Source organism: Burkholderia sp. E168m22 (assembly GCF_001319805.1).
Lineage (GTDB): Bacteria > Pseudomonadota > Gammaproteobacteria > Burkholderiales > Burkholderiaceae > Burkholderia > Burkholderia orbicola.
Map to the genome: position 1 here is coordinate 1 of NZ_BBSK01000060.1, position 18070 is coordinate 18070.

Sequence of the window (18070 nt, forward strand, 5' to 3'; positions counted from 1 at the left end):
CGTCGGCGCCGGCGTCGTCGCCAAGATCATCGAGTAAGCCAGTTATTCGTTGATCGACAGTTTTGGGGCTGGCATCAGCCGGCCCCAACATGGTTTAGGGGTATAGCTCAACTGGCAGAGCGTCGGTCTCCAAAACCGAAGGTTGGGGGTTCGATTCCCTCTGCCCCTGCCAAAAATCGCCACGTGTCCCACGTGGCATTTGTTTTAAGGTGTTATGGCGAATCCATCCGTCGAAACTGTAAATACCTCCGGCGATAAGCTGATGCTGGCCCTGGGCGTATTGCTGGTGTTGGCCGGATTCGTGGGCTTCTTCTGGCTGACCAATCAGCAGTGGTATGTCCGCGGTGCCGCGTTGGCGGTAGGTATCATCGCCGGCGTGGCCGTCGGGCTGATGTCCGCCCCTGGCAAGAGCCTCATCGCGTTTGCCAAGGATTCGTACAAGGAAGTCCGGAAGGTCGTATGGCCCACCCGCAAGGAAGCAACGCAAACCACACTCGTCGTGTTCGGTTTCGTGCTTGTGATGGCGATTTTCCTCTGGTTGAGCGACAAATCGATCGAATGGGTGATTTTCTCGGCGATTCTGGGTTGGAAATGATATGAGCGATACTCCGGCATCCCCGAGCGGAAAGCGTTGGTACGTCGTGCACGCCTACTCCGGTATGGAGAAGAGCGTGCAACGTGCGCTTCAAGAGCGCATCGAACGTGCTGGCATGCAGGACAAATTCGGTCAGATCCTGGTTCCGACCGAAGAAGTGGTCGAAGTCAAAGGCGGCCACAAGGCCGTGACCGAACGTCGTTTCTTCCCCGGCTACGTGCTGGTGGAAATGGAAATGACGGACGAAACGTGGCACCTCGTGAAGAACACCGCGAAGGTCACCGGTTTCGTCGGCGGTGCGCGTAACCGCCCGACCCCGATTTCCCCGAAGGAAGTCGAGAAGATCATGTCGCAGATGCAGGAAGGCGTCGAAAAGCCGCGCCCGAAGACCCTGTTCGAAGTCGGCGAGATGGTGCGTGTCAAGGAAGGCCCGTTCACGGACTTCAACGGCACCGTCGAAGAAGTCAACTACGAGAAATCGCGGGTGCGTGTGTCGGTCACCATCTTTGGCCGCTCCACCCCGGTCGAACTCGAGTTCGGCCAGGTCGAAAAAGTTTGATCCCGATTCGGTGGGCAGCCTCGGCTGCCCACCTTCGCGCTTACGGCCCGCGTCATGGTCGTTGAGGAGCGTCAGTAGCCAGCGGCGAAAGCGCGTTATCACTCACCGAACGCCTTCCCGGCGTTCCAATGAGGTTTCAAATGGCAAAGAAGATTATCGGCTTTATCAAGCTGCAGATCCCTGCAGGTAAAGCCAACCCGTCGCCGCCGGTCGGTCCGGCACTGGGCCAGCGCGGCCTGAACATCATGGAGTTCTGCAAGGCGTTCAACGCGCAGACTCAAGGCATGGAGCCGGGTCTGCCGGTGCCGGTGGTCATCACGGCATTCGCTGACAAGAGCTTCACGTTCGTGATGAAGACGCCGCCGGCGACCGTCCTGATCAAGAAGGCGGCGAAGGTGGACAAGGGCTCGAGCAAGCCGCACACCGACAAGGTCGGTTCGATCACGCGCGCTCAAGCCGAAGAAATCGCGAAGACCAAGATGCCGGACCTTACGGCAGCTGATCTGGACGCAGCCGTTCGCACCATCGCTGGTAGCGCACGCTCGATGGGTATCACTGTGGAGGGCGTGTAAATGGCTAAGATCTCCAAGCGCCGTCAGGCATTTGCCGCCAAGGTCGATCGTCAGAAGCTGTACGCGATCGAAGACGCACTGAGCCTCGTGAAGGAATGCGCGAGCGCGAAGTTCGACGAATCGATTGACGTCGCGGTTCAGCTCGGCATCGACGCGAAGAAGTCGGACCAGGTCGTTCGTGGTTCGGTCGTTCTCCCGGCAGGTACGGGCAAGTCGGTTCGCGTTGCCGTGTTCGCGCAAGGCGAAAAGGCCGAGCAGGCGCGTGCAGCAGGCGCGGAAATCGTCGGTATGGAAGACCTGGCTGAGCAGATCAAGGCTGGCCAGATGGACTTCGACATCGTGATCGCTTCGCCGGACACGATGCGTATCGTCGGTACGCTCGGTCAGATCCTGGGCCCGCGCGGCCTGATGCCGAACCCGAAGGTCGGTACGGTCACGCCGGACGTCGCAACCGCCGTCAAGAACGCGAAGGCTGGTCAGGTGCAATTCCGCGTCGACAAGGCCGGTATCATCCACGCGACCATCGGCCGTGCATCGTTCGAGCCGACCGCGCTGCGTTCGAACCTGTCGGCGCTGATCGAAGCGCTGCAGAAGGCAAAGCCGGCAACGAGCAAGGGCGTGTACCTGCGCAAGATCGCACTGTCGAGCACGATGGGCGTCGGCGTGCGTGTCGACCAGGCTACGCTGGCAGCACAGTAAGCAAGTATCCGGGCCGCTTCGTTCGCGAAGCGGCCTACATGGGCTTTGGGCGGTTGTTCGTGCAGTAGGGCGGACAACCGGTTATCAAAGACCGTTGGTGGGGCGCAGCAGGCAGGCGATCCCTTAATTCAAGCCAACGCAGATGGCGAACCCGAAAAAGTTTTGCAGTGGTGAAGCCCCAGGCCGCGAAGCGATTCGCGGCGTGAGGTGGAAATACTCCTAACGAGGTCGGACGCCGTTGTTGAACGAGGTACGTGAGGTTTCGGCCATACCGGCCATGCCGAACGTATCGTTTCTGGAGGCTAACCGTGCCGCTTAATAGAGAAGACAAGCAAGCCGTCGTCGCTGAGGTTTCCGCGCAAGTCGCGAAGGCCCAGACCGTTGTGCTGGCTGAGTATCGTGGAATTGCGGTTGGCGATCTGACCAAGCTGCGCGCGAAAGCGCGTGAGCAACAGGTTTACCTGCGCGTGTTGAAGAACACGCTGGCGCGTCGCGCCGTCGAAGGTACGCCTTTTGCTCCGCTGGCAGAGCAGATGACTGGTCCCCTGATCTACGGCATCTCGGAAGATGCCATTGCTGCTGCTAAGGTCGTCAACGACTTCAGCAAGAGCAATGAAAAGTTGGTCATCAAGGCTGGTTCGTTCGATGGCAAGGTGATGGACAAGGCTGGCGTGCAAGCGCTGGCAAGCATCCCGAGCCGCGAAGAACTGCTCTCGAAGCTGCTGTTCGTTATGCAATCGCCTGTTTCGGGCTTCGCGCGTGCTCTCGCCGCGCTGGCCGAGAAGAAGCAAGCGGAAGCTGCGTAAGCGAACGTGCATCAGCGTTACTGATCGCTGGCTGTATCCGAATTCAATTTAGGAGTATTTCAAATGGCAATCGCAAAAGAAGACATCCTGGCAGCAGTCGAAGGGATGACCGTTCTGGAACTGAACGAACTGGTCAAGGCGTTCGAAGAGAAGTTTGGCGTGTCGGCAGCTGCAGTGGCAGTCGCTGGCCCGGCAGGCGGTGGCGCAGCTGCTGCAGCAGAAGAGAAGACCGAATTCACGGTCGTCCTGGCTGAAGCCGGCGCCAACAAGGTTTCGGTCATCAAGGCCGTTCGCGAACTGACGGGCCTGGGCCTGAAGGAAGCGAAGGACCTGGTTGACGGTGCACCGAAGCCCGTCAAGGAAGGCGTCGACAAGGCTGCTGCTGAAGAAGCCAAGAAGAAGCTGGAAGAAGCTGGCGCGAAGGTCGAAGTCAAGTAAGTTTCGGCGCGCTGTGCGAAGGCTGGCGGTATTTTCACCGCCGGCCTTTTTGTGCTTTGTGGGGACGTTATTCTGGCACTCATTCGGGAGCCCGAATAATCGGCCCCAGAAGCCAAAGAAAACCGCTTGATCGTTGTGATGAATCACGCACGATTGGCGGTTCTCTTTGTCTTCTGAAGCGACTGCAGAAGGCAAGTTTGGTCGGGTAGCGGGCAACACAGGCATCCGCTGCCGTCAGCCAGCGGTTGGTAGCGGCCAACCACCAAGCTTCTCGGCTCGTTCAAGCCGTCGAACGGCCATCGGGTCTCAGTCGGTGAACACTCGGGTTTGAAACGTCCAGGTATTCCGCCTCGATAGCACCCGCCGTGATTCGGAGATCGTATGCAATATTCCTTCACCGAGAAGAAGCGCATTCGCAAGAGTTTCGCGAAGCGCCCCATCGTTCACCAAGTTCCGTTCTTGCTGGCTACCCAGCTTGAATCATTCAGCACGTTTCTGCAAGCCGATGTGCCCGCGACGCAACGTAAGCCTGAGGGTTTGCAGGCCGCGTTCACGTCGGTATTTCCCATTGTTTCGCACAACGGTTTCGCGCGCCTCGAGTTCGTGAGCTATGCGCTGTCCTCGCCGGCATTCAACATCAAGGAATGCCAGCAGCGTGGCCTGACGTACTGCTCCGCGCTGCGCGCGAAGGTCCGCCTCGTCATTCTCGACAAGGAATCGCCGAACAAGCCGGTCGTCAAGGAAGTGAAGGAGCAGGAAGTGTACATGGGCGAAATTCCGCTCATGACGCCGACGGGCTCGTTCGTCATCAACGGCACCGAGCGTGTCATCGTCTCGCAGCTGCACCGTTCGCCGGGCGTGTTCTTCGAACACGACAAGGGCAAGACGCACAGCTCGGGCAAGCTGCTGTTCTCGGCACGGATCATTCCGTACCGCGGCTCGTGGCTCGACTTCGAATTCGATCCGAAGGACATCCTGTACTTCCGCGTCGACCGTCGCCGCAAGATGCCGGTCACGATCCTGCTGAAGGCCATCGGCCTGACGCCGGAGCAGATCCTCGCGAACTTCTTCGTGTTCGACAACTTCACGCTGATGGACGAAGGCGCGCAACTCGAGTTCGTGCCCGAGCGCCTGCGTGGTGAAGTCGCGCGTTTCGACATCACGGATCGCGACGGCAAGGTCATCGTCCAGAAGGACAAGCGGATCAACGCGAAGCACATTCGCGACCTCGAAGCCGCGAAGACCAAGTTCATCTCGGTGCCGGAAGACTATCTGCTCGGCCGCGTGCTGGCGAAGAACGTCGTCGACGGCGATACCGGCGAAGTGATCGCGAGCGCGAACGACGAAGTCACGGAAAGCGTGCTCGAGAAGCTGCGCGAAGCGGGCATCAAGGACATCCAGACGCTCTACACGAACGATCTGGACCAGGGCCCGTACATCTCGTCGACGCTGCGTGTCGACGAAACGACCGACAAGACGGCCGCGCGCATCGCGATCTACCGCATGATGCGTCCGGGCGAGCCGCCGACCGAGGAAGCGGTCGAGGCCCTGTTCAACCGTCTGTTCTACAGCGAAGAAGCGTACGACCTGTCGAAGGTCGGCCGCATGAAGTTCAACCGCCGCGTCGGCCGTGACGAGATCGTCGGCCCGATGACGCTGCAGGACGACGACATCCTCGCGACGATCAAGATCCTCGTCGAGCTGCGCAACGGCAAGGGCGAAGTGGACGACATCGACCACCTCGGCAACCGTCGCGTGCGTTGCGTCGGCGAACTGGCGGAAAACCAGTTCCGCGCGGGTCTCGTGCGTGTCGAGCGCGCGGTCAAGGAACGCCTCGGCCAGGCCGAAAGCGAAAACCTGATGCCGCACGACCTGATCAACTCGAAGCCGATTTCGTCGGCGATCCGCGAGTTCTTCGGTTCGTCGCAGCTGTCGCAGTTCATGGACCAGACCAACCCGCTGTCGGAAATCACGCACAAGCGCCGTGTTTCCGCACTGGGCCCGGGCGGTCTGACGCGCGAGCGCGCAGGCTTCGAAGTCCGCGACGTGCACCCGACCCACTACGGCCGCGTGTGCCCGATCGAAACGCCGGAAGGTCCGAACATCGGCCTGATCAACTCGCTCGCACTGTACGCGCACCTGAACGAGTACGGCTTCCTCGAGACGCCGTACCGCAAGGTCGTGGACAGCAAGGTGACCGACCAGATCGATTACCTGTCGGCGATCGAGGAAGGCCGCTACATGATCGCCCAGGCGAACGCCGCGATCGACGAGAACGGCCAGCTGATCGACGAACTCGTGTCGTCGCGTGAAGCCGGCGAAACGATGATGGTCACGCCGGACCGGATCCAGTACATGGACGTCGCGCCGTCGCAGATCGTGTCGGTGGCCGCCTCGCTGATCCCGTTCCTCGAGCACGATGACGCGAACCGTGCATTGATGGGTTCGAACATGCAGCGTCAGGCCGTGCCGTGTCTGCGTCCGGAAAAGCCGGTCGTCGGTACGGGCATCGAGCGCACCTGCGCGGTCGACTCGGGTACGACGGTCCAGGCGTTCCGCGGCGGTGTGGTCGACTACGTCGACGCAGGCCGTATCGTGATTCGCGTGAACGACGACGAAGCGGTCGCGGGTGAAGTCGGTGTCGACATCTACAACCTGATCAAGTACACGCGTTCGAACCAGAACACGAACATCAACCAGCGTCCGATCGTGAAGATGGGCGACAAGGTCTCGCGCGGCGACGTGCTGGCCGACGGCGCCTCGACGGACCTGGGCGAGCTCGCGCTCGGCCAGAACATGCTGATCGCGTTCATGCCGTGGAACGGCTACAACTTCGAGGATTCGATCCTGATCTCGGAGAAGGTGGTCGCGGACGATCGCTACACGTCGATCCACATCGAAGAGCTGAACGTCGTTGCACGCGACACGAAGCTCGGGCCGGAAGAAATCACGCGCGACATCTCGAACCTGGCGGAAGTCCAGCTCGGCCGTCTCGACGAGTCGGGCATCGTGTACATCGGTGCTGAAGTCGAAGCAGGCGACGTGCTGGTCGGCAAGGTCACGCCGAAGGGCGAGACCCAGCTGACGCCGGAAGAGAAGCTGCTGCGCGCGATCTTCGGCGAGAAGGCTTCGGACGTGAAGGACACGTCGCTGCGCGTGCCGTCGGGCATGAGCGGCACCGTGATCGACGTCCAGGTGTTCACGCGTGAAGGCATCCAGCGCGACAAGCGTGCGCAACAGATCATCGACGACGAACTGAAGCGCTACCGTCTCGACCTGAACGACCAGCTGCGCATCGTGGAAGGCGACGCGTTCCAGCGTCTCGCACGCATGCTCGTGGGCAAGGTCGCGAACGGCGGTCCGAAGAAGCTCGCGAAGGGCACGAAGATCGACCAGGCTTACCTGGAAGACCTCGACCACTACCACTGGTTCGACATCCGCCTCGCGGACGACGAAGCAGCGGCGCAGCTCGAAGCGATCAAGAACTCGATCGAAGAGAAGCGTCACCAGTTCGATCTCGCGTTCGAAGAGAAGCGCAAGAAGCTCACGCAAGGCGACGAACTGCCGCCGGGCGTGCTGAAGATGGTCAAGGTGTACCTCGCGGTGAAGCGCCGTCTGCAGCCTGGCGACAAGATGGCAGGCCGTCACGGTAACAAGGGTGTCGTGTCGAAGATCGTCCCGATCGAAGACATGCCGTACATGGCCGATGGCCGTCCGGCAGACGTCGTGCTGAACCCGCTCGGCGTGCCGTCGCGGATGAACGTGGGTCAGGTTCTGGAAGTGCACCTCGGCTGGGCCGCGAAGGGCCTCGGCTGGCGTATCGGCGAAATGCTGCAGCGTCAGGCGAAGATCGAGGAACTGCGCACGTTCCTGACGAAGATCTACAACGAGTCGGGCCGCCAGGAAGATCTGGAAAGCTTCACCGACGACGAGATCCTCGAACTCGCGAAGAACCTGCGCGAAGGCGTGCCGTTCGCGACGCCGGTGTTCGACGGTGCGACCGAGGAAGAAATGGGCAAGATGCTCGACCTCGCGTTCCCGGACGACATCGCCGAACAGCTCGGCATGAACCCGTCGAAGAACCAGGTCCGCCTGTACGACGGCCGCACGGGTGAAATGTTCGAACGTCGCGTGACGCTCGGCTACATGCACTACCTGAAGCTGCACCACCTGGTCGACGACAAGATGCACGCGCGTTCGACCGGCCCGTACTCGCTCGTCACGCAGCAGCCGCTGGGTGGTAAGGCGCAGTTCGGTGGCCAGCGTTTCGGTGAAATGGAAGTGTGGGCGCTCGAAGCGTACGGCGCGTCCTACGTGCTGCAGGAAATGCTGACGGTGAAGTCGGACGACGTGACCGGCCGGACGAAGGTGTACGAAAACCTCGTCAAGGGCGATCACGTGATCGATGCAGGCATGCCGGAATCCTTCAACGTGCTCGTGAAGGAAATCCGCTCGCTCGGTATCGATATCGATCTCGACCGCAATTAATCGGACTACGGAGAGAAAGCAATGAAAGCTCTGCTCGATCTATTCAAGCAAGTCCAACAGGAAGAAGTTTTCGACGCGATCAAGATCGGTCTGGCCTCGCCCGACAAGATCCGTTCGTGGTCGTTCGGCGAAGTGAAGAAGCCGGAGACCATCAACTACCGTACGTTCAAGCCGGAACGCGATGGTCTGTTCTGCGCGAAGATCTTCGGGCCGATCAAGGACTACGAGTGCCTGTGCGGCAAGTACAAGCGCCTGAAGCACCGCGGCGTGATCTGCGAGAAGTGCGGCGTCGAAGTGACGCTGGCGAAGGTGCGTCGCGAGCGGATGGGCCACATCGAACTGGCCTCGCCGGTCGCGCACATCTGGTTCCTGAAATCGCTGCCGTCGCGTCTGGGCATGGTGCTCGACATGACGCTGCGCGACATCGAACGCGTGCTGTACTTCGAAGCGTACGTGGTGATCGAACCGGGCATGACGCCGCTGAAGGCGCGGCAGATCATGACCGAAGAGGATTACTACAACAAGGTCGAGGAATACGGCGACGAATTCCGTGCCGAAATGGGCGCGGAAGGCGTGCGTGAACTGCTGCGCGCGATCAACATCGACGAGCAGGTCGAGACGCTGCGCACCGAGCTGAAGAACACCGGCTCGGAAGCGAAGATCAAAAAGTACGCGAAGCGCCTGAAGGTCCTCGAGGCATTCCAGCGTTCGGGCATCAAGCCCGAGTGGATGATCCTCGAAGTGCTGCCGGTGCTGCCGCCGGAACTGCGTCCGCTCGTGCCGCTGGACGGCGGCCGTTTCGCGACGTCGGACCTGAACGACCTGTATCGCCGCGTGATCAACCGTAACAACCGGTTGAAGCGTCTGCTCGAGCTGAAGGCGCCTGAAATCATCGTCCGCAACGAAAAGCGGATGCTGCAGGAAGCCGTCGACTCGCTGCTCGACAACGGTCGTCGCGGCAAGGCGATGACGGGCGCGAACAAGCGTCCGCTGAAGTCGCTCGCCGACATGATCAAGGGCAAGGGCGGTCGTTTCCGTCAGAACCTGCTGGGCAAGCGCGTCGACTACTCGGGCCGTTCGGTCATCGTGGTCGGCCCGACGCTGAAGCTGCACCAGTGCGGTCTGCCGAAGCTGATGGCGCTCGAGCTGTTCAAGCCGTTCATCTTCAACAAGCTGGAAGTGATGGGCGTCGCGACGACCATCAAGGCTGCGAAGAAGGAAGTCGAGAACCAGACGCCGGTGGTGTGGGACATCCTCGAAGAGGTGATCCGCGAGCATCCGGTGATGCTGAACCGTGCGCCGACGCTGCACCGTCTCGGTATCCAGGCGTTCGAGCCGGTGCTGATCGAAGGCAAGGCAATCCAGCTGCACCCGCTCGTCTGCGCGGCGTTCAATGCCGACTTCGACGGTGACCAGATGGCCGTTCACGTGCCGCTGTCGCTCGAAGCGCAGATGGAAGCGCGCACGCTGATGCTCGCATCGAACAACGTGCTGTTCCCGGCCAACGGCGATCCGTCGATCGTGCCGTCGCAGGATATCGTGCTGGGTCTGTACTACGCGACCCGCGAAGCGGTCAACGGCAAGGGCGAAGGCCTGTCGTTCACGGGCGTGTCGGAAGTCATCCGCGCGTACGAGAACAAGGAAGTCGAGCTGGCCTCGCGCGTCAACGTGCGGATCACCGAAATGGTCCACAACGAAGACAAGTCGGAAGGCGCGCCGCCGTTCGTGCCGAAGATCACGCTGTACGCGACGACCGTCGGCCGCGCGATCCTGTCGGAGATCCTGCCGCACGGCCTGCCGTTCTCGGTGCTGAACAAGCCGCTGAAGAAGAAGGAAATCTCGCGCCTGATCAACACGGCGTTCCGCAAATGCGGTCTGCGTGCGACGGTGGTGTTCGCCGACCAGCTGATGCAGTCGGGTTTCCGTCTCGCGACGCGTGCCGGCATCTCGATCTGCGTGGACGACATGCTCGTGCCGCCGCAGAAGGAAACGATCGTCGGCGACGCCGCGAAGAAGGTGAAGGAGTACGACCGCCAGTACATGTCGGGTCTCGTCACCGCGCAGGAACGCTACAACAACGTGGTCGACATCTGGTCGGCAACGTCGGAAGCGGTCGGCAAGGCGATGATGGAGCAGCTGTCGACGGAGCCGGTGACGGACCGCGACGGCAACGAGACGCGCCAGGAGTCGTTCAACTCGATCTACATGATGGCCGACTCGGGCGCCCGGGGTTCGGCGGTTCAGATTCGTCAGCTGGCCGGTATGCGTGGCCTGATGGCGAAGCCGGACGGCTCGATTATCGAGACGCCGATTACCGCGAACTTCCGCGAAGGTCTGAACGTGTTGCAGTACTTCATCTCGACCCACGGTGCACGTAAGGGTCTGGCTGATACGGCACTGAAGACCGCGAACTCGGGTTACCTGACGCGTCGTCTGGTCGACGTCACGCAGGATCTGGTCGTGGTGGAAGACGATTGCGGCACGTCGAACGGCGTGGCGATGAAGGCGCTGGTCGAAGGCGGTGAAGTCGTCGAAGCGCTGCGTGACCGTATCCTCGGCCGCGTCGCGGTCGCGGACGTCGTGAATCCGGAAACGCAGGAAACGCTGTACGAATCGGGCACGCTGCTCGACGAAACGGCGGTCGAGGAAATCGAACGCCTCGGCATCGACGAAGTGCGCGTGCGCACGCCGCTGACCTGCGAAACGCGTTACGGCCTGTGCGCAGCCTGCTACGGCCGCGACCTCGGCCGCGGCTCGCTCGTGAACGTCGGCGAAGCAGTCGGCGTGATCGCGGCGCAGTCGATCGGTGAACCGGGCACGCAGCTGACGATGCGTACGTTCCACATCGGTGGTGCGGCATCGCGTGCGGCAGTGGCTTCGTCGGTCGAAGCGAAGAGCAACGGTATCGTCCGCTTCACGGCGACGATGCGCTACGTCACGAACGCGAAGGGCGAGCAGATCGTCATTTCCCGTTCGGGCGAAGCGATGATCACCGACGACTTCGGTCGCGAGCGCGAACGTCACAAAGTGCCGTACGGCGCGACGCTGCTGCAGCTCGACGGCGCGACGATCAAGGCCGGCACGCAGCTCGCCACGTGGGACCCGCTGACGCGTCCGATCATCACCGAGTACGGTGGTACGGTGAAGTTCGAGAACGTCGAGGAAGGCGTGACCGTCGCGAAGCAGATCGACGACGTGACCGGCCTGTCGACGCTGGTCGTGATCGACGTGAAGCGCCGCGGTTCGCAGGCTTCGAAGAGCGTGCGTCCGCAGGTGAAGCTGCTCGACGCGAACGGCGAGGAAGTGAAGATTCCGGGCACGGAGCACGCAGTGCAGATCGGCTTCCAGGTCGGCGCACTGATCACCGTGAAGGATGGCCAGCAGGTGCAGGTCGGTGAAGTGCTCGCACGTATCCCGACGGAAGCGCAGAAGACGCGTGACATTACCGGCGGTCTGCCGCGGGTGGCGGAACTGTTCGAAGCGCGTTCGCCGAAGGATGCCGGCATTCTCGCGGAAGTCACCGGTACGACGTCGTTCGGCAAGGACACGAAGGGCAAGCAGCGTCTCGTCATCACGGACCTCGAGGGCAACCAGCACGAGTTCCTGATCGCGAAGGAAAAGCAGGTTCTGGTTCACGATGCCCAGGTCGTCAACAAGGGCGAAATGATCGTGGACGGTCCGGCCGATCCGCACGACATCCTGCGTCTGCAGGGTATCGAGGCGCTGTCGCGCTACATCGTCGACGAAGTGCAGGACGTGTACCGTCTGCAGGGCGTGAAGATCAACGACAAGCACATCGAGGTGATCGTTCGCCAGATGCTGCGTCGTGTGCAGATCACCGACAACGGCGATACGCGCTTCATCCCGGGCGAACAGGTCGAGCGTTCCGACATGCTGGACGAGAACGATCGCATGATCGCCGAGGGCAAGCGTCCGGCTTCGTACGACAACGTGCTGCTCGGTATCACGAAGGCATCGCTGTCGACCGACTCGTTCATCTCCGCGGCATCGTTCCAGGAAACGACCCGCGTGCTGACCGAAGCGGCGATCATGGGCAAGCGCGACGATCTGCGCGGCCTGAAGGAAAACGTGATCGTCGGCCGTCTGATTCCGGCCGGTACGGGTCTCGCGTTCCACAAGGCACGCAAGGCGAAGGAATCGTCGGATCGCGAGCGTTTCGACCAGATCGCAGCGGAAGAGGCATTCGACTTCGGCACGCCGAGCGCGCCGGCAGAAGAGCCGCAACACCCGGCAGCCGAGTAAGCACGGCGCGGCGCAAGCCGCGTTGCCTTGCTATCATCGCTGTCACCGAAACCGCCCGGTTCTGCCGGGCGGTTTTTTTTCATCCTTCGTTCACGCGCATGACGTGCCTGCGCCGCCTCGGGGCATGCCCCGCGAACGCGTCCAGCATGACCGCGGCAGGCCCGTGATGCCCGCGAACGAACCCTGACCGAACGGCCAACGTCGCGCGATTCGCCACGCGTCGCGCGAGCGGGTTGTTAAAATTGCGTTCATCGCTTAGCCGTCCCTGTTCCTATTCATGTCCCGCGCCCTCGAAATACTCGACGAAGTCTTTGGTTATTCCGCCTTTCGCGGCCAGCAGGGCGAGATCGTCGAGCACGTCGCCGGCGGCGGCGATTGTCTCGTGCTGATGCCGACCGGCGGCGGCAAGTCGCTGTGCTACCAGATTCCCGCGCTGCTGCGCCGAGAGGCCGGGCAGGGCGCCGGCATCGTCGTGTCGCCGCTGATCGCGCTGATGCAGGACCAGGTCGCCGCGTTGAGCGAAGTCGGCGTGCGCGCGGCCTACCTGAATTCGACGCTGTCGGGCGCCGAGGCCGCGGCCACCGAGCGCGCGCTGCGCGAAGGCGAAATCGACCTGCTGTACGTCGCGCCGGAGCGCTTGATGACGGGGCGCTTCCTCGAGCTGCTCGAGCGCGCGAAGATCGGCCTGTTCGCGATCGACGAAGCCCACTGCGTGTCGCAATGGGGGCACGATTTCCGCCCGGAATACATCCAGCTGTCGGTGTTGCACGAGCGCTTCCCGTCGGTGCCGCGCATCGCGCTGACCGCCACGGCCGACGCGATCACGCGCGACGAGATCATCCATCGTCTCGCGCTCGACGACGCGCGCGTGTTCGTGTCGAGCTTCGACCGCCCCAACATCCGTTACCGGATCGTCGAAAAGGACAACGCGCGCTCGCAGTTGCTCGATTTCATCCGTGCCGAGCACACGAATGCCGACGGCACGACGGACGCGGGCGTCGTCTATTGCCTGTCGCGTCGCAAGGTCGAGGAAACGGCCGAATGGCTGAAGGCGCAGGGCGTGCGCGCGCTGCCGTATCACGCGGGGATGGAGTTCGAGGTGCGGCAGAAGCACCAGGAAATGTTCCAGCGAGAGGAAGGCATCGTGATGTGCGCGACGATCGCGTTCGGCATGGGCATCGACAAGCCCGACGTCCGCTTCGTCGCGCACCTCGATTTACCGAAGAGCGTCGAAGGCTATTACCAGGAAACCGGCCGCGCGGGCCGCGACGGGATGCCCGCGAACGCGTGGATGGCATATGGCCTCGGCGACGTCGTCCAACAGCGCAAGATGATCGACGAATCCGATGCGGACGACGCGCACAAGCGCGTGCAGACGTCGAAGCTCGACGCGCTGCTCGGGTTGTGCGAAACGATCTCGTGCCGCCGCGTGCGGCTGCTGAACTACTTCGGCGAGGCGAGCCAGCCGTGCGGCAACTGCGACACGTGCCTCGAGCCGCCCGCTTCGTGGGACGCGACGCGCGAGGCGCAGATGGCACTGTCGTGCGTGTTCCGCGCGCAGCGCGCGAGCGGCTTCAATTTCGGCTCGAGCCACCTGATCGAGATCCTGCGCGGCGGGCGCACCGAGAAGGTGTTGCAGCGCGGCCACGACCAGCTCAGCACGTTCGGCATCGGCGCGGCACTGTCCGAGCCCGAGTGGCGCGCGATTTTCCGGCAACTGGTCGCGTACGGCTACCTGGCGGTCGACCATGGCGGCTTCGGCGCGCTGATGCTGACCGAGGCCGCGAAGCCCGTGCTGAAGAACGAGGAAAAGGTCACGCTGCGCCGCTACGTGAAGCCGCAGCGCACCCGCCAGTCGTCGAGCCGCAGCGGCACGCGCGTCGACCCGACGGCCGGCATGGGCGCCCGCGAGCGCGCACGGTGGGACGCGCTGCGCGCATGGCGCGCGGAAACCGCGAAGACGGACGGCGTGCCGGCCTACGTGATCTTCCACGACGCGACGCTCGCCGAAATCGCGCGCAACGCGCCGGAGACGATCGACGACCTGCGTCACATCCCCGGCATGGGCGTGCGCAAGCTGGAACGCTTCGGCGACGAAATCATCGACGTCGTCGAATCGGCCTGACACAGCGTTCCGACCCCTCCTGTAAACCCCGCGATCAGCCGGCAAATCACGCAAGCCGTTGACTTAGTTGGTATTTCCGGAATATCATGCTGGGTTCCGGTATTCGGCGGCCGAGTCGCGTTCGACAGTTCGCACCCGATTCGCCGGTTCGGAAGTCAACTGTGCGTCGATTCTCGCTTTGCCCGAAATCGGCGTGCAGATTTTGTTCAATTTCAGGAATAAACAATGCCAACCATCAACCAACTGGTTCGCAAAGGCCGTCAGTCGGAAACGACGAAGAGCAAGAGCCCGGCCCTGCAGGACTGCCCCCAGCGTCGCGGCGTGTGCACCCGTGTGTACACGACGACGCCGAAGAAGCCTAACTCGGCACTCCGTAAGGTTGCCAAGGTTCGTCTGACGAACGGCTTCGAAGTGATTTCGTACATCGGCGGTGAAGGCCACAACCTGCAGGAACACTCGGTTGTGCTGATCCGCGGCGGCCGTGTGAAGGACTTGCCGGGTGTGCGTTACCACATGGTTCGCGGCTCGCTGGATACCCAGGGCGTCAAGGACCGTAAGCAAGCGCGTTCGAAGTACGGCGCGAAGCGTGCAAAGGCTGCCAAGTAAGCAGTTTTTGATCAGGGATCGCCGCAGGGCGGTCAAGGCGGGAGTGCCGGATTGCCGGTGCTGTCGAGTAAGTGGTCACCCGGCCAAGCTGGTTAGTCGTGAAGATGTGATCGGGTTTGTTGGTGGCCGCGGAGCTGAATCCAGCTCCAACTGAACAAGTAAAGGAAGAATCATGCCGCGTCGTCGCGAAGTCCCCAAGCGGGAAGTGTTGCCGGATCCGAAGTTCGGTAACGTTGATGTTGCCAAGTTCATGAACATGCTGATGCTGTCCGGCAAGAAGTCGGTCGCAGAGCGCATCGTTTATGGCGCATTCGAACAAATCCAGACCAAGGGTGGCAAGGACCCGCTGGAAGTGTTCACGGTTGCGCTCAACAACGTGAAGCCGGTGGTCGAAGTGAAGAGCCGTCGCGTTGGTGGTGCCAACTATCAAGTTCCGGTCGAAGTGCGCCCGTCGCGTCGTATGGCATTGGCGATGCGCTGGCTGCGTGAGGCTGCGAAGAAGCGCAGCGAGAAGTCGATGGCCCTGCGTCTGGCAGGTGAACTCTCCGAAGCGGCCGAAGGCCGTGGCGGCGCGATGAAGAAGCGCGACGAAGTTCACCGCATGGCAGAAGCCAACCGCGCGTTCTCGCATTTCCGTTTCTAAGCGCCTGGCTGGGCTGTTTGCGGAAATAAATTCCGGGCGGGTGCGCTTTTCAGGCGCCTCGCCCGTTTGTGTTGAGGCGTGATGCAGCAGGGCTGCATCACGTCATCCCAGTAGAGGATCAAAGTGGCTCGCAAGACTCCTATCGAGCGCTACCGCAATATCGGTATTAGCGCTCACATCGACGCCGGCAAAACGACGACGACCGAGCGCATTCTGTTTTACACCGGTGTGAACCACAAGATCGGTGAAGTCCACGACGGCGCAGCCACGATGGACTGGATGGAGCAGGAACAAGAGCGTGGCATCACGATCACGTCCGCTGCTACCACGGCCTTCTGGAAGGGCATGGGCGGCAACTATCCGGAACACCGCATCAACATCATCGACACCCCGGGCCACGTCGACTTCACGATCGAAGTGGAACGCTCGATGCGCGTGCTCGACGGCGCGTGCATGGTGTACTGCGCAGTGGGCGGCGTGCAGCCGCAGTCGGAAACGGTGTGGCGCCAGGCGAACAAGTACAAGGTGCCGCGTCTCGCGTTCGTCAACAAGATGGACCGTACCGGCGCGAACTTCTTCAAGGTCTACGACCAGCTCCGTCTGCGCCTGAAGGCGAACCCGGTTCCGGTCGTGGTGCCGATCGGCGCGGAAGAAAACTTCAAAGGCGTCGTCGACCTGATCAAGATGAAGGCGATCATTTGGGACGAAGCGTCGCAAGGCACGAAGTTCGACTACGTCGACATCCCGGCCGAGCTCGCGGAGACCTGCAAGGAATGGCGCGAAAAGATGGTCGAAGTGGCTGCCGAAGCCAGCGAAGACCTGATGAACAAGTACCTGGAAGAAGGCGATCTGCCGGAAGCCGACATCGTCAAGGCGCTGCGTGATCGTACGATCGCGTGCGAAATCCAGCCGATGCTGTGCGGTACCGCGTTCAAGAACAAGGGCGTGCAGCGCATGCTCGACGCCGTGATCGATTTCCTGCCGTCGCCGGTCGACATCCCGCCGGTCAAGGGCGAGCTCGAAAACGGCGAAGAAGCAGAGCGCAAGGCGTCGGACGAAGAGAAGTTCTCGTCGCTCGCGTTCAAGATCATGACCGACCCGTTCGTCGGCCAGCTGATCTTCTTCCGTGTGTACTCGGGTGTCGTCAACTCGGGCGACACGCTGCTGAACTCGACCAAGGGCAAGAAGGAACGCCTCGGCCGTATTCTGCAGATGCACGCGAACCAGCGTGAAGAAATCAAGGAAGTCCGTGCAGGCGACATCGCCGCAGCGGTCGGCCTGAAGGAAGCAACCACGGGCGACACGCTGTGCGACCCGGCGAACCCGATCGTTCTCGAACGCATGGTGTTCCCGGAGCCGGTGATTTCGCAGGCTGTCGAGCCGAAGACGAAGGCTGACCAGGAAAAGATGGGCCTCGCACTGAACCGTCTGGCTCAGGAAGACCCGTCGTTCCGCGTGCAGACCGACGAAGAATCCGGCCAGACCATCATTTCGGGCATGGGCGAGCTCCACCTCGAAATTCTGGTCGACCGGATGAAGCGTGAATTCGGCGTGGAAGCGACCGTCGGCAAGCCGCAGGTTGCGTACCGCGAAACGATCCGTTCGACGGCGAAGGATGTCGACGGCAAGTTCGTCAAGCAGTCGGGTGGTCGCGGCCAGTACGGTCACGCGGTCATCACGCTCGAGCCGAACGAACAAGGCAAGGGCTACGAGTTCTTCGACGAGATCAAGGGTGGTGTGATTCCGCGTGAATACATCCCGGCGGTCGACAAGGGTATCCAGGACACGCTGAAGTCGGGCGTGCTGGCTGGCTTCCCGGTCGTCGACGTGAAGGTTCACCTGACGTTCGGTTCGTACCACGACGTTGACTCGAACGAAAACGCGTTCCGCATGGCCGGTTCGATGGCGTTCAAGGAAGCGATGCGCAAGGCGAACCCGGTCGTCCTCGAGCCGATGATGGCTGTCGAAGTCGAGACGCCGGAAGACTACATGGGCAACGTGATGGGCGACCTGTCGGGCCGTCGCGGCATCGTCCAGGGCATGGAAGACATGGTTGGCGGCGGCAAGATCGTGCGCGCCGAAGTGCCGCTGTCGGAAATGTTCGGTTACTCGACGTCGCTGCGTTCGCTGACGCAAGGTCGTGCAACGTACACGATGGAGTTCAAGCACTACGCTGAAGCTCCGCGCAACGTTGCTGAAGCGATCATCAGCGCGAAGTCGAAGTAAATCTGTAGCTACCCACCGATAATTTTTGAAAGAAGAGAATCATGGCAAAA

12 protein-coding genes and 1 tRNA gene are annotated in these 18070 nt (G+C 61.7%); all 13 read left to right on the plus strand.

Annotated features, from left to right (window positions below):
* Positions 1 to 96 precede the first annotated feature (96 nt).
* The 13 genes from AP428_RS14790 to fusA all read left to right on the plus strand — a co-directional run bounded on the left by AP428_RS14790 (position 97) and on the right by fusA (position 18020).
* Positions 97 to 172: transfer RNA gene (locus tag AP428_RS14790), tRNA-Trp, on the plus strand.
* A gap of 42 nt (positions 173 to 214) precedes the next feature.
* A complete protein-coding gene (secE, locus tag AP428_RS14795; protein ID WP_006477202.1) occupies positions 215 to 595 on the plus strand; it encodes a preprotein translocase subunit SecE in 381 nt (126 codons plus the stop codon).
* Between the two features lies 1 nt (position 596).
* A complete protein-coding gene (gene nusG / locus AP428_RS14800; protein WP_006400672.1) occupies positions 597 to 1154 on the plus strand; it encodes a transcription termination/antitermination protein NusG in 558 nt (185 codons plus the stop codon).
* Positions 1155 to 1294: 140 nt separating this feature from the next.
* Positions 1295 to 1726 carry a 50S ribosomal protein L11 gene (rplK, locus tag AP428_RS14805; protein WP_006477201.1) on the plus strand — a complete coding sequence of 144 codons (432 nt, stop codon included), beginning with the start codon at positions 1295 to 1297 and terminating at the stop codon, positions 1724 to 1726.
* Complete coding sequence (gene rplA, locus AP428_RS14810) at positions 1727 to 2425, plus strand: 50S ribosomal protein L1 (protein WP_006482906.1); 699 nt, start codon at positions 1727 to 1729, stop codon at positions 2423 to 2425.
* Positions 2426 to 2733: 308 nt separating this feature from the next.
* Entirely contained in the window at positions 2734 to 3231 is a 498-nt protein-coding gene (gene rplJ / locus AP428_RS14815; protein WP_011546647.1) for a 50S ribosomal protein L10, read from the plus strand.
* A 63-nt stretch (positions 3232 to 3294) separates the two neighbouring features.
* Positions 3295 to 3669 (plus strand): 50S ribosomal protein L7/L12, encoded by a 375-nt coding sequence (gene rplL, locus AP428_RS14820; protein WP_006477198.1) that lies wholly within the window; start codon positions 3295 to 3297, stop codon positions 3667 to 3669.
* Between the two features lie 381 nt (positions 3670 to 4050).
* Positions 4051 to 8157 carry a DNA-directed RNA polymerase subunit beta gene (gene rpoB, locus AP428_RS14825; RefSeq protein WP_011546646.1) on the plus strand — a complete coding sequence of 1369 codons (4107 nt, stop codon included), beginning with the start codon at positions 4051 to 4053 and terminating at the stop codon, positions 8155 to 8157.
* A 21-nt stretch (positions 8158 to 8178) separates the two neighbouring features.
* Positions 8179 to 12420 carry a DNA-directed RNA polymerase subunit beta' gene (rpoC, locus tag AP428_RS14830; RefSeq protein WP_011546645.1) on the plus strand — a complete coding sequence of 1414 codons (4242 nt, stop codon included), beginning with the start codon at positions 8179 to 8181 and terminating at the stop codon, positions 12418 to 12420.
* 277 nt (positions 12421 to 12697) lie between these two features.
* On the plus strand, positions 12698 to 14545 hold the full coding sequence (gene recQ / locus AP428_RS14835; RefSeq protein ID WP_006477197.1) for a DNA helicase RecQ: 1848 nt from the start codon (positions 12698 to 12700) through the stop codon (positions 14543 to 14545).
* A gap of 225 nt (positions 14546 to 14770) precedes the next feature.
* Positions 14771 to 15151, plus strand: coding sequence for a 30S ribosomal protein S12 (rpsL, locus tag AP428_RS14840; RefSeq protein WP_006400662.1), 381 nt, complete (start codon positions 14771 to 14773; stop codon positions 15149 to 15151).
* Between the two features lie 172 nt (positions 15152 to 15323).
* Positions 15324 to 15794 (plus strand): 30S ribosomal protein S7, encoded by a 471-nt coding sequence (gene rpsG, locus AP428_RS14845; protein ID WP_006477195.1) that lies wholly within the window; start codon positions 15324 to 15326, stop codon positions 15792 to 15794.
* Positions 15795 to 15917: 123 nt separating this feature from the next.
* On the plus strand, positions 15918 to 18020 hold the full coding sequence (fusA, locus tag AP428_RS14850) for an elongation factor G (protein WP_006482929.1): 2103 nt from the start codon (positions 15918 to 15920) through the stop codon (positions 18018 to 18020).
* Positions 18021 to 18070: the final 50 nt, after the last annotated feature.